The organism is Dyadobacter sediminis (assembly GCF_005860765.1).
GTDB lineage: Bacteria > Bacteroidota > Bacteroidia > Cytophagales > Spirosomataceae > Dyadobacter > Dyadobacter sediminis.
Window position 1 is genome coordinate 444,621 of record NZ_VCEI01000021.1, and the last position, 11,966, is coordinate 456,586.

Here is an 11,966-nt window from a genome sequence, read left to right on the forward strand (position 1 = left end):
AGTTATACCTATTGCTGAGGTATCTTTAGTTTTTGTCCTACCATAACACTGTTTCCGGACATATTGTTTAATTTTTTTATGTCTTCCACACTGGTCCGGTAAGTCTGGGCAATGCGGAACAGCGATTCACCTGCTGCAACGGTATGGATCTGGGTTCCTGCAGACGTTGTGTTCTGATAAGACGATTGTGTTTTTCTGACTTCACTGCTGCCGTCTTTTCTGACACGCAGACGTTGTCCGGTTTTCAGACGGTCATAATCTTCCAGATCATTCAATGCAAGCAATTCCTTGATTGTAAGGCCATATGTTTTGGAAATACTGTAATAGGTCTGGCCAACCTGTACTGTATGGAATTCACTTCCGCTGCCTGCAGCCGACCTGTTGTCTTCTTTTACTTCTTCCGGTGTCTTGAACGCAGCAGAAGTTTCCGGACGGTTGACAACCACTTTTTCAGATGTATTTTCTTTATCGGCAATTTCATTGCGTGCAGAAGCCGTAGTTACATTTCCGTTTTTACCGACAAGCAGTTTCTGACCTCTGGCCAGACTTCTCTGACCTGAACCGCCATTCATTTCCATAAGCTCTTTCATGGAAAGATCGTACTTTTTGGCAATACTAAAATAGGTTTCGCCGGCCTGAACTGTATGATAGGCTGGTTTCTCTTCTGAGGCAACTTTTGTTTCAGTAACTTCTTTGGTTCCTGCAATATCCTTTGTCTGAGCCTCTCTCGCCGCTTTTTCGCGGGCTTCGGCTGCTGCCCTTTGTCTCAGGTAAACAGAAGTAGTGGTTGTTCGTGTATCATTCGGCGTAATTACCTTGGTCGGAGTTGTTGACTTGGCTTCCGGCTTTTCCTCGTCTGCCGATTTAAAGGAAGCATCAGCATTATCCTGTGTAATGATTACAACCCTGTCATTTTCACCCGGATTACTTACTATCGGTTTGGCAGCCGTGGATGCTGTTGCCGGTTTGGCAGTAGATGCAGCAGCAGGTTCACTGCTTTTGACCGGTACGCCGCTTTCATTTTTTTCAACCAGTACCGGTGTATATTTCTTTCTGCCGGAAGGATTGTCGGGAATAGTCCCGGAAGATGCAATGGATGTAGACGTCGTCGGTTTAACGCTCGCTGCAATAGCGGAATCTTTTGTAACAGCTGATGGTTGTGGCGGAGCTATGATTTCAACCGGCTGCTTCTTCGGTCTCTTTTTGGTCAGATACAAAACCTGTCCGGTTTCAATCGGATAATTGCGGCTGGTTGTACGGTTGTATTTCAAAAGATTTACCAACCTTACGCCATATTGCTGCGAAACGCTGTGCCATGTATCACCCGGACGTGCCGTATGGAACGGTGTGGATGCTTTTTTATTCTTTCTTGCCAGATAATATACTTTGCCAGGGATCAGGGGCATTTCAGCAACCATATCGTTATAGCGCATGAACTTGGGCATTCGGATGTCGCCTGCCTGTGCAAGGGTTTTCGGCTTGTCGCCGGGACGTGCTTTTATACCCGGTAGTCCGTTGATTTCATACCTTTCGGGCGCATTCGGATCCGACGAGCGGGAAGCGGATTTTTTCAGAACCGGATAGCCGGAATCTTCATAAACAGAAGCTACGGCAGTCTGCTGCGGCGGCAAAGAAAGTTTCTCACGCACTGCTGCCATCTGAGTAGCGGGTACAGGAATCGTAACCATGTATTCCTTGTCGCCGGGAATTTTATCTTCATTCAGCCAGCGATTGTAATTTTTAAGTTCCACGGCAGAAATTCCCAGCGTAGACGCAATCTGGTCCAGCGATTGCCCCTTTCCGTAAACTGCTTCTATCAGAATAAGCGGATTGCTGGATTTGTATCTTTCAATGCCTGCTTCCAACGCTATTTTATGCGCAAAAAAACGAAGCACATACCGGTCTGTCTTGCCGGACAGGGTAACTTCCCGCGCATAGGCCCAGCTTGCAGGAATCACTTTTTTTACACCGCCTGCGCCCTGATAATAGGAATAAAGTGTTGTAACCCAGTTATTGAATTGCTGATTGTTTCTTTTCAGATACCAAGCCGCTGCATGTGTCGAAGAACTGATATTTTTTCTTTCATCCACATCATTGTCAACACGCAGATTCAGCTCGCGCGCCGTTTCCGGCTTGAACTGCCAGTAACCAACCGCATTGGATGTGGAAATGACATCAGGCCGGAACGAACTTTCCTGTACAGCCAGATATTTGAAATCAATCGGGACTTCTTCATCCATCAATATGCCTTCGACAATAGGAAAGTGAAGAATGGCCCGGTCCATTTTTTCTTCCCAGAACTTTTTGTTGGACATCAGGTTTCTGATATCCTCTTCAATAATTCCCTGTGCACTTCTGTCAAATTTTACTGTAATTCCTCCGAATGAAACGCTTGACGGAATGTCAGGATAATTCTGAGCATTGGCATTGCTGAAGACAGCAAGCAGCAAAAGACATGCAAATGTGATTTTTTTGAAGTTTTCAATAATCGTTCTGGCCATATAATGTTAAGCTTGGCTGGGGAATAGGTTAATTATAATTTCTGAAGAATCATCAGACCGTCGCGGACCGGCAACAAAATGTTGGAAACACGCTTGTCCTCGTGAACTGCCCGGTTGAAATCTAATAACGCCTGCGTGTCTTTATCTATTTTCGTATTTTCCTGTATAATAATTTTTCCGCTCCACAATACGTTGTCAGCAATCAAAAAACCACCTCTCCGTACCTTTTCAAGACAAAGGTCGTAATAAGCCTTGTAATTAATTTTGTCTGCATCAATAAAAACGAGATCAAAAGAGTCGTCTAAGGTAGGAATGATATCAATAGCATTGCCAATCCGGTAATCAATATGATTGACAAAAGAAGATTTATCAAAGAAACGGCGGGTGAAATTTTCCAGCTCTTCATTGATGTCCAGCGTGATCAGTTTTCCCTGCGGGGCAAGCCCTTCACACAGACACAAGGCCGAGTAACCGGTGTAGGTACCGATTTCAAGAATCCGTTCCGGACGGATCATTCTTGAAATCATGGATAATAATCTTCCCTGAAGATGTCCGGACAACATTCTGGGACTAAGAACGTTGGCATGAGTCTCACGATTCAAAGACTTCAGCAACTCACTTTCTTCTTCCGTATGCAAGACGGAATATGCTTCAATTTCCTCGGCCAGAAACATCATTGTAATTGTAATCTAAACTAAATGCAGCGCAGCCGGAAAATGTCAGACATTGGCTACGATGCGCTCAAGATAGGTACCATATCCGCTTTTTACTAGCGGTTTTGCAATTTCCCGCAATTGTGCTGCTGTGATAAAGTTCATTCTGTACGCAATTTCCTCTATACAGCCTACTTTCAAACCTTGTCTTTCTTCGATAACTTGTACAAACTGGCCGGCCTGCATCAGCGACTGAAATGTGCCCGTATCCAGCCATGCCGTTCCGCGGTTCAGCACGCCGACTTTCAGTTTGCCGCGTTCCAGGTACACCCGGTTTACATCCGTAATTTCAAGCTCACCGCGGTGAGAAGGCGGGATGGTTTTGGCAATTTCAACTACGTCATTGTCATAAAAATACAAGCCCGGAACAGCATAATTGGATTTTGGCTTTTCCGGTTTTTCTTCAATTGAAATAACATTGTTCTGCTTGTCAAATTCCACAACGCCGTATCTTTCAGGATCATGAACCTGATAGGCAAAAATGACGCCGCCGTCCGGATCATTGTTGGATTGCAGCAGTCCTGACAATCCTGAGCCATAGAAAATATTATCACCCAGAATCAGCGCAACTTTGTCCTTACCAATAAATTCCTCGCCGATAATAAATGCCTGGGCAAGCCCGTCCGGACTTGGCTGAACGGCATAGCTGAAAGTACAGCCCAGACGACTTCCGTCTCCAAGCAGTTTTTCAAAATGCGGCAAATCGTGCGGCGTGGAAATAATTAGGATTTCACGTATTCCCGCCAGCATAAGAATGGAAAGCGGGTAATAGATCATTGGCTTGTCATAAACGGGCATAAGCTGTTTGCTTACTGCCAGTGTCAGTGGATGCAGCCTTGTTCCGGAACCACCGGCAAGAATAATTCCTTTCATAAATTGAGTTGGAGTTTTAAAATGGAATTATCGGTCCTGATACATCTCGTGATAATATTTCTGATAATTTCCGGAAGTGACGTTATTCAGCCATTCCTGATTATTCAGATACCAGTCGACCGTTCTTTCCAGTCCTTCTTCAAATTGCAAGGACGGCTTCCAGCCCAGTTCTTCGGACAATTTCGTTGCATCGATTGCATAGCGAAGGTCATGCCCTGCACGGTCTGTAACGTAAGTGATCAGTTTTGCATTTTCACCCTGTTCTCGGCCCAGCTTGCGGTCCATAATGCTGCAAAGCAACAATACAAGATCCAGGTTTTTCCATTCGTTATGGCCGCCGATGTTGTATGTTTCCCCGTTTGCGCCATTGTGAAAAATAACATCAATGGCAATGGCATGGTCTTCCACAAAAAGCCAGTCCCGGATATTTTCCCCTTTTCCGTAAACCGGAAGCGGTTTTTGCTGAATGATGTTGTGAATCATCAGCGGGATGAGTTTTTCAGGGAAATGGTTCGGGCCGTAATTATTGGAGCAGTTGGAAATGACAACGGGTAATTTGTAGGTATTTTGATAAGCTCTTACAAAATGGTCGGATGATGCTTTGGAAGCCGAATAAGGCGAGCGCGGATCGTATTTTGTCGTTTCGGTAAAAAATGTTCCGGGATCGTGCAGTTCGCCGTAAACTTCATCGGTGGAAACATGATAAAAACGGTGCTCCTGCAGATCGTCTTTCCAGGCTTTTCGGGCAGCGTTCAGCAAATTGACCGTTCCGACTACGTTGGTCATCACAAAAGACATCGGATCGGAAATGGATCGGTCCACATGGCTTTCTGCCGCCAGGTGAACAATGCCGTAAAAATCATTCTCGCCGATGAGTTTGTCTATAAATTCCGCATCAACAATATCGCCTTTTACGAACGTATAGTTGGAAGCATTTTCTATATCCCGCAAATTTTCAAGATTGCCGGCGTAGGTAAGTGCATCCAGATTGTAAATATGATATTCAGGATGGAAGTTGACAAAACGGCGAACGACGTGTGAACCGATAAAACCGGCACCGCCTGTTATCAAAATTTTCTTCATTTTTGAGGAGTTATTTTTAGTTGCCAGTTCCATGCATCACGAAGGGCGTCCGCCATTGTTTTTTCAGCATGCCATTTCATTACATGATTTACTTTATCAGCCTGTGCGTATATTTTCTCCACATCGCCTTCACGCCGCGGCCCGACGGTATAGTTCAGTTTTACGCCGTTTACTTCTTCAAATGTATTGATGAGCTGCAGAACGGTGTAACCTTCGCCTGTTCCTACATTGAAAACATCATAATGATCGGCTTCCGTCTTCTCTTTCAGCAGGTCAAGTGCTTTTACGTGTGCATTGGCCAGATCCACAACATGGATAAAATCGCGGATGCAAGTACCGTCCGGTGTGTCGTAATCGCTGCCGAATACGGTCAGGGACGGACGAAGTCCGGCGGCAGTTTGCGTAATAAAAGGAACCAGATTGCTCGGAACGCCATTCGGAAGCTCGCCGATGAGTGCCGACTCATGCGCCCCGATCGGATTGAAGTAGCGCAATGAAAGCGCTTTCAGGCCCGGAGCCGAATAAACGTGGTCTCTGATAATATCCTCCGCAATGGCTTTGGTATTTCCGTATGGCGATGTAGCCGGCTGGCGGGGTGTACTTTCTGTTACCGGCAATTTCTCGGGCTGGCCGTAAACGGTGCAGGAAGAAGAAAATACAAAATTATGTACGTCGAATTCTTTCATGGCACGCAAAAGCACCATCAGGGAAATCAGATTGTTTTCGTAATAGTTCAGCGGTTTCTGTACCGATTCGCCCACTGCCTTGTACGCGGCAAAATGAATAACGCCGTCGAACTTTTCCTTTTCAAACAATGCTCTTACTTTTTCCGGATCATTGCAGTCAATTTCATAAAACGGAAAATCCTTACCCGTAATCTGCCTGATTCCGTCAAGAACATTCAGATTGCTGTTGTAAAGATTGTCGATAATGACTGGCTCGAATCCTGCTTCATGTAAGGCAACAACGGTGTGTGAACCTATAAATCCAGCTCCTCCGGTAACGAGAATTTTCATACGGTCTGATCTTGATTTAAAATTTGTTGTAGAATAGATTTTAACTGAAAACTGGACAAAACGTACAATGAAACGGAATTTTTGGCACATTTACAAACAATGCCCTTATTTTAGAAATGCATTTTTTTTCGGCCGAAAGTAGAAAATTAAATGTCTATATAAAAAAATTGTTTTTATTTATCCATTGGTTGTTAAACGAAGATTTGAGGAAAATGAACCAGAACGAAATTAAAGCATTGATATCCTTGCTTGATGATGAAGATCATGAAGTAAGCCAGCATGTTGAAGGAAAAATCCTGTCTTTGGGCGGTAATGTTATTCCGTTTCTGGAGACAGAATGGGGCGAGAGCTTTAATCCGATCGTTCAGCGTAAAATCGAGGAACTGATTCACGAGCTTCAGCTGAGCATCATGATTGACCGGCTGCAGGCATGGAAAAATGGCGGCGGCCTGGATCTGCTGGAAGGTTTGTGGATCATTGCAACGTATCATTATCCGGACCTTTCGATGGAAAAGCTGAAGACGACCGTTGAACAGCTATATTACGATATTTGGATCCAGTTCCAGGAAGTAATGAACCCTGTGGATCAGATCAAGCGGATCAACAGCATTTTTTTCGGCGTAATGAATTTTGCTGCCAATACCAAGAATTTTCATTCCCCGTCCAATTCCATGATCAATGTGGTGCTGGAAAGTAAAAGAGGCAACCCCATTACACTTTGCGTTATTTATCTGCTTATTGCCAGAAAGCTCGGCATGCCGGTTTATGGCGTCAATCTGCCGAATCTTTTTGTGCTTACGTATAAAAGTGAAAAAACGCAGTTTTACATCAATGTGTTCAACCGCGGGATCATCTTTTCGAAAACCGATATTGACCATTATATCGCACAGCTGAACATCAAGCCGAAGGATATTTTTTACCAGCCATGCACCAATCTGGAAATTGTACAGCGCGTGCTGCGTAACCTTATTTTATCCTACGAAAAAACCAGCGAACAGGATAAAATCAGGGAGATTGAAAAAATACTGAAGTCTACGCTGGACGATATGGGCGAAAACTAGCGCGACAGTGCAATGGCCAGACAATGACCGTTGAACCAGCGCAGGTAAATGCTGGAAGTTATGACGCGGTCTTCATCGGTAAGGATTCCTGTAAGCACCGGCATTTCCGCGTCGAAAGGCTGGATGTAAATGGAATTTTTAAAGCTGATTTTCTTTTTTCCGTAAAGCTTGTAAAGTGCTTCCTTTGCGCACCAGTAAGTACAAAGTATAGCAAGTTCGTTTCCTGCATGTTCAAATTCCGGTCCGGAAAGATACTTTCTGGAAGTTCTCTGCAGCTTCGCATCCGTTTTTTCCATATCAATTCCGACAGCGGATTCCGGGTTTATGACAACGGCCACGTATTCAAATGTATGCGTAATGGATATATGTGAATTGTTGTTGACCAGATATGCTTTTCCATGCTCGTCTTTGTGTGTTCCGTTGTAAGTAATGCCAAACTGTTCTGCTAGTTGCTGGATCAGCAAACGGCTTGCGAGCCATTCCCGCTGTTTTTGGAGATGCGTTATTTTCAGCAGATCTTCTGAATTGTATGCATTTCCAAGCATTTTCCTGAGTTCGGCTTCGGTTTCGGTAAGTTCCCAAAGTAGTAATGTACTGGTTTTATCTATCTTTTCGGAATGAACGAGCGGCATGATAATTCTGTTTACAATTTTTATTTCAGTTCCTTAACCGGCCGGCATACATTTGCGCGGATTTGAAAAACTGAATTTCTATCGCAAAATAAATAGAATGAATATTCACAAAGTAGATACTTTTTCCGGTCACAGAGACAGTGTTTACACAATTATTTCTGATTATACGGATCATGGTTTTTATTCGGCTGGCGGTGACGGTTTTGTGATTCACTGGGATCTGAACAAGCCGGATCTCGGAAATCTGGTTGCACGTGCAGGAAGTTCTGTTTACGCGCTGGCACTCGACAAAAAAAGCCATTCACTCTGGATCGGACAAAATTACGAAGGCATACAGGTACTGGATACGGTTAATAACAAGATTGAAAAAACTTCCAAAATCACGTCCGCAGCCATTTTCGATATTCATATTTCTGACAACAAAGCGTTGCTCGCCATGGGCGACGGTGTTATGATTGTCATGGATGTTTCCAGCTTTGCCGTTCAGAAGCATATAAAGATTTCCGGCAAAAGCATCCGTTCCATTTCAGTTAATCCGGCTACGAACGAGTTTGCTTCCGGCGACAGCGAATGCAATGTTCATATTTTCGATCTGGACGGTTTTAAATTAAAGAAAACGATCCGGTCACATTCGAATTCCGTTTTTTCCGTTACCTATTCACCGGACGGCCAATATCTTTTTACCACGGGCCGCGACGCGCATCTCAAAATCTGGAATGTTGCCGCCGGTTATGAAATGATCGCCGACATTCCGGCGCATCTGTACGCGATCAATGATATTGTATTCAGCCCTGACGGCCAGTATTTTGCAACATGCAGTATGGACAAATCGGTAAAAGTTTGGGAAACAGCTACTTTTAAACTTAAGAAGATCATTGACCGTGCAAGACACGCCGGGCACGGAACGTCGGTTAACAAACTGCTCTGGACAACCTTTGAAAATCAGCTTGTTTCGTGCAGCGACGACCGCATGATTTCAGTATGGAAGATCGCCTGATGCAATACTTATAATATGGTATTATTGGCAAATACTTTGATAAATGCTTCATATATCTTTAACTTACAAGGCCGTTTTTAACCAAGTACCAAAGCATAAAGTGCATTATGAAAATTTCCGCTATAGACATACGCAAGCACACTTTTGAAAAGATTTTCAGAGGTTACGATCCGGATGAAGTAGACGCTTTTCTTAACTCGCTGTCTCAGGAATGGGAGCGTTTTGCAAGCGAAAACAATTTGCTGAAAATGCAGCTTGATTATGCCGAAAAGGAACTTAGTAAATTAAAGGACATTGAATCCACGCTTTTCCGCACTTTAAAAGCTGCTGAGGACACGAGCAGGCTGATCGAAAAGGAAGCAAATGAAATGGCCGAAAAACGGATTGAAGAATCCCGTTCGGTTGCGGATGACCTTGTTGCCGAAGCGGAAAACCGTACAAGCCGGATTATTTCCGAAACCGAAGACCGCCTCAGACAGCTTAAAGAAGAATTCGCTACTGAAATCAGACTGCAGGAACGGGATTTCAAAGCCATTGAAAATTTCCGGGACAATCTGATCGTGCAGCTTTCATCTCTGGCCAATTCAACAGTTGAAACGGTTGAACGATTTGAGCAGAAATTTGATAAGGAATCTATTTTAAATAAAATGGAAGAAATCAGGCTTCATATCAATGAAATAGAAATTCCGAAAAAACCGGTTGCATTGCCGGAAGCGGAAGAAACCGGAGAGGAAGTGGAGGAAGCTGAGGATGTAAACATCATTTTGCAGGACGAAAGACCGGATATTATTTTTGATGTCAGCGATCTGGAAAATGTGACTGCCGAAATGGAAACGGCGCCGCAGGAAGAAGCAGAACCGGAAATTACCGCTTCACAGCCGGAGCCAGAGCCGGAACCGGTTGCCATAGCCGAACCGGAATTAGCCGAAATACAATACCGCGTGCAGGAAGAACCTAAAAGGAGCGCAGCAGATGAAGCCAGCGAAGCACTGGCTGAAATGCATCGTGCGGCGGAAAGGGCAAGAGACACCTCACCGGGTATTAACAGGCCCAGAACGCCGGAAAGCAATCAGCCGAAGAAAACAGGCGGTTCATTTTTTGATCAAATCTGATTTACATTGGGAACAATAAGCCTGGAAGGACTGGAATTTTTTGCATATCACGGTTATTATCCTGAAGAGCAGAGAATCGGCAACAAATACGCGCTGGATATTATCATTACAACCGATTTCATAAGAGCGGCACAGTATGACAAACTTAGCGAAACGGTAAATTACGAAACCATTTACCAGATTGCGTCCAAAGTCATGCAGGAACCTGCCAAATTACTGGAACACATTGGGTTTACCGTAATAGAAAGAATCCGTGAGCATTACCCGCTGATTTCCAATATTACCGTAAGAGTTTCCAAATTTAACCCGCCGGTTGGAGGCGTATGTACGCGCGCAGTCATTACGATGGAAGGCTAGGGCAGGATTTTGTTACGTGCAGAGAAGTTTTGTCATTTTTGTAAAGGGTTGTCATGGATGGTCAGATGTTGTTATTAATGGTCATTTGTTGTCATGGATTGTCAAGTGTTGTCATGGATTGTCACATATCGTTATGAATGGTCATGAATTGTAAACACTAACAATAAATGACCATTCATGACTAAAAATGACAACCCCATGACTAAAAATGACAACCCCATGACTACAACTGACAATCCATGACTAAAAATAACAATCCATGACTACGCCTCGACTTCGCTCAGCATAACAAATCAGTACTCATGCGGGAGTGCAACATTGATGAGTTCATTCCAGGGAAGGCCGTGCTGATTCAGTAAATCCATAAACGGATCGGGATTCAGTTCCTCTACATTATAAACACCCGGTTTCATCCATTCTTCATTCGTAAGCATCAGCATGGCGCCGATCATGGCGGGAACTCCGGTTGTATAACTTACGGCCTGCGCTCTTACTTCTTCATAGCACTTTGCATGGTCGCAGTTGTTCCACACATAATACGTTTTTTCTTCGCCGTTCTGAATGCCTTTGATCTGGCAGCCGATTGAAGTCTGGCCGGAATAATTTTCACCCAGCGAATCCGGAGCCGGAAGTACTGCTTTCAAAAATTCCAGCGGAACAATGTCAATGCCTTTGAACTTGATCGGATGTATGCTGGTCATGCCGACATTTTCGAGCACATTCAAATGCGTAATGTAAGCCTGGCCGAACGTCATCCAGAAACGTGCCCTTTTCAGCGTAGGAAAATTTTTCACAAGCGATTCCAGCTCTTCATGATACAGCACATAACTTTCTTTCGGCCCGATTCCCGGATAGTCAATCGGTTTGTGGATGGACATGGCCGGAATTTCAACCCATTCGCCGTTTTCCCAGTAACGGCCGGGCTGCGTAATTTCCCGGATATTAATTTCCGGGTTAAAGTTCGTTGCAAATGCTTTTCCGTGATCACCGGCATTGCAGTCGATGATGTCCAGATAATGCATCTCGTCAAAATGATGTTTGTTGGCATATGCGGTATAAACCTGCGTCACGCCGGGATCAAAACCACAGCCGAGTACAGCCATTAACCCGGCTTCCCTGAATCGTTCCTGATAAGCCCATTGCCAGCTGTATTCAAACTTGGCCACATCTTTCGGCTCGTAATTGGCCGTATCCAGATAATGAACGCCGGTCGCCAGGCAAGCTTCCATAATGGTCAGATCCTGATAAGGCAATGCCACGTTAATGAGTACTTTTGGCTGAAAGCGTTTGATCAGCAACACGGTTTCAGAAACAATATCAGCATCCACCTGAGCAGTTTCGATACTTACGCCGTGCATTTCGAGAATCTCGGCTGCTATTTTATCGCATTTGGCTTTGGTACGGCTTGCCAGCATAATTTCTGTGAAAACCTGACTGTTAAGCGCACATTTATGTGCAACCACACTGCCAACGCCTCCTGCACCAATAATTAGAACCTTGGACATAATATATATTTTAATTACCTGACGGACTGCCTGGTTTTACAACGGCAAGTCTGTTTTAAACTACCGGCAAATATAGAATGGCCGGCTAACTTTTCAATTTTCGCGGACAAAGAATT

The 11,966-nt window shown here is 44.3% G+C and carries 11 protein-coding genes; 4 read left to right on the top strand and 7 right to left on the bottom strand.

The genetic code is table 11. The features are described from left to right. Nucleotides 1-8 precede the first annotated feature (8 nt). From FEM55_RS09155 to galE, 5 genes are read right to left on the bottom strand one after another with little or no spacing between them, the layout of a single operon-like run. Nucleotides 9-2,501, bottom strand: coding sequence for a LysM peptidoglycan-binding domain-containing protein (locus tag FEM55_RS09155; RefSeq protein ID WP_138281030.1), 2,493 nt, complete (start codon nucleotides 2,499-2,501; stop codon nucleotides 9-11). A gap of 32 nt (nucleotides 2,502-2,533) precedes the next feature. Then, nucleotides 2,534-3,178 (bottom strand): O-methyltransferase, encoded by a 645-nt coding sequence (locus FEM55_RS09160; RefSeq protein WP_138281031.1) that lies wholly within the window; start codon nucleotides 3,176-3,178, stop codon nucleotides 2,534-2,536. A gap of 42 nt (nucleotides 3,179-3,220) precedes the next feature. After that, entirely contained in the window at nucleotides 3,221-4,087 is an 867-nt protein-coding gene (gene rfbA / locus FEM55_RS09165; protein ID WP_138281032.1) for a glucose-1-phosphate thymidylyltransferase RfbA, read from the bottom strand. A 27-nt stretch (nucleotides 4,088-4,114) separates the two neighbouring features. Beyond that, the gene (rfbB, locus tag FEM55_RS09170; protein ID WP_138281033.1) at nucleotides 4,115-5,170 is read right to left on the bottom strand and encodes a dTDP-glucose 4,6-dehydratase; all 1,056 of its coding nucleotides are present in this window, start codon (nucleotides 5,168-5,170) and stop codon (nucleotides 4,115-4,117) included. After that, on the bottom strand, nucleotides 5,167-6,186 hold the full coding sequence (gene galE, locus FEM55_RS09175; protein ID WP_138281034.1) for a UDP-glucose 4-epimerase GalE: 1,020 nt from the start codon (nucleotides 6,184-6,186) through the stop codon (nucleotides 5,167-5,169). Before galE ends, rfbB begins: the two co-directional genes overlap by 4 nt. Nucleotides 6,187-6,398: 212 nt before the next feature. Between galE and FEM55_RS09180 the strand changes: the two genes are divergently transcribed. Next, a complete protein-coding gene (locus tag FEM55_RS09180) occupies nucleotides 6,399-7,247 on the top strand; it encodes a transglutaminase-like domain-containing protein (protein ID WP_138281035.1) in 849 nt (282 codons plus the stop codon). Here FEM55_RS09180 and FEM55_RS09185 read toward each other — a convergent pair. After that, on the bottom strand, nucleotides 7,244-7,879 hold the full coding sequence (locus FEM55_RS09185; protein ID WP_138281036.1) for a 4'-phosphopantetheinyl transferase family protein: 636 nt from the start codon (nucleotides 7,877-7,879) through the stop codon (nucleotides 7,244-7,246). The two genes, FEM55_RS09180 and FEM55_RS09185, sit on opposite strands and share 4 nt — an antisense overlap. 97 nt (nucleotides 7,880-7,976) lie before the next feature. On the opposite strand from FEM55_RS09185, the gene FEM55_RS09190 reads away from it, so the two are divergent. From FEM55_RS09190 to folB, 3 genes are all read left to right on the top strand, one after another. Next, nucleotides 7,977-8,876, top strand: coding sequence for a WD40 repeat domain-containing protein (locus FEM55_RS09190; protein ID WP_138281037.1), 900 nt, complete (start codon nucleotides 7,977-7,979; stop codon nucleotides 8,874-8,876). 107 nt (nucleotides 8,877-8,983) lie between these two features. Continuing rightward, a complete protein-coding gene (locus tag FEM55_RS09195; protein ID WP_138281038.1) occupies nucleotides 8,984-9,988 on the top strand; it encodes a DivIVA domain-containing protein in 1,005 nt (334 codons plus the stop codon). A gap of 6 nt (nucleotides 9,989-9,994) precedes the next feature. Continuing rightward, a complete protein-coding gene (folB, locus tag FEM55_RS09200) occupies nucleotides 9,995-10,345 on the top strand; it encodes a dihydroneopterin aldolase (RefSeq protein WP_138281039.1) in 351 nt (116 codons plus the stop codon). 293 nt (nucleotides 10,346-10,638) lie between these two features. Here folB and FEM55_RS09205 read toward each other — a convergent pair whose 3' ends face one another. Beyond that, nucleotides 10,639-11,850: a saccharopine dehydrogenase family protein gene (locus tag FEM55_RS09205; RefSeq protein ID WP_138281040.1), complete on the bottom strand. Its 1,212-nt coding sequence runs from the start codon at nucleotides 11,848-11,850 to the stop codon at nucleotides 10,639-10,641. Between the last annotated feature and the right edge of the window lie 116 nt (nucleotides 11,851-11,966).